This window comes from Caldicellulosiruptor sp. F32, from assembly GCF_000404025.1.
Classification (GTDB): domain Bacteria; phylum Bacillota; class Thermoanaerobacteria; order Caldicellulosiruptorales; family Caldicellulosiruptoraceae; genus Caldicellulosiruptor; species Caldicellulosiruptor saccharolyticus.
This window is the reverse complement of sequence record NZ_APGP01000015.1, coordinates 1-540: the sequence shown is the minus strand read 5'-3', so window position 1 is coordinate 540 and position 540 is coordinate 1. Positions and strand designations below refer to the sequence as shown.

The 540-nt window shown below is 29.4% G+C and carries 1 protein-coding gene; it reads left to right on the top strand.

Annotated elements, in window-relative coordinates; genetic code table 11:
- On the top strand, positions 1-540 hold a 540-nt coding region (locus tag H964_RS01430; protein ID WP_156823649.1), incomplete at both ends, for an ATP-dependent nuclease.

Sequence of the window (540 nt, the reverse complement as noted above, 5' to 3'; positions counted from 1 at the left end):
AGGATTTAAAATTTTCTCTCACAAGAGGACAAAATCCTGATGATTTATTAAAATATATAGAAATCTTGGTTAAAGGAGGCACAGAAAAATATTTTGAATTATCTCGTTTTGGGCATGGAACACAAAGTGCAATATTGATAGGATTATTGGAGCTATATTTAAACTTATTATCCCATTCTAGGAATTCAGTTTTAAGAGTCTTTGCGATCGATGAACCAGAAAATTTTCTACATCCTCAAGGGGAAAGATTGATTAATTCATTGTTTGAGAAAATTTCTCAAAATAAAAATACACAAGTTATTTATACAACGCATTCTCCCGAGCTTATAACAAATTTTGAGGAAGATAACTTCACTCTTAAAGATATAATTTATGTTTACAAAGAGAATGGAGCAACTAAAGTAAAACAATTTACAGAAGAAGAATCTAAGGAACTATTTAAAATTCAAGAAGAACTTAATGTGGAAAAAGGAGAAATATTTTTTGCAAGCGGAGTGATTTTGGTTGAGGGAGAAACAGAAAAACATTCAATACCTTTAA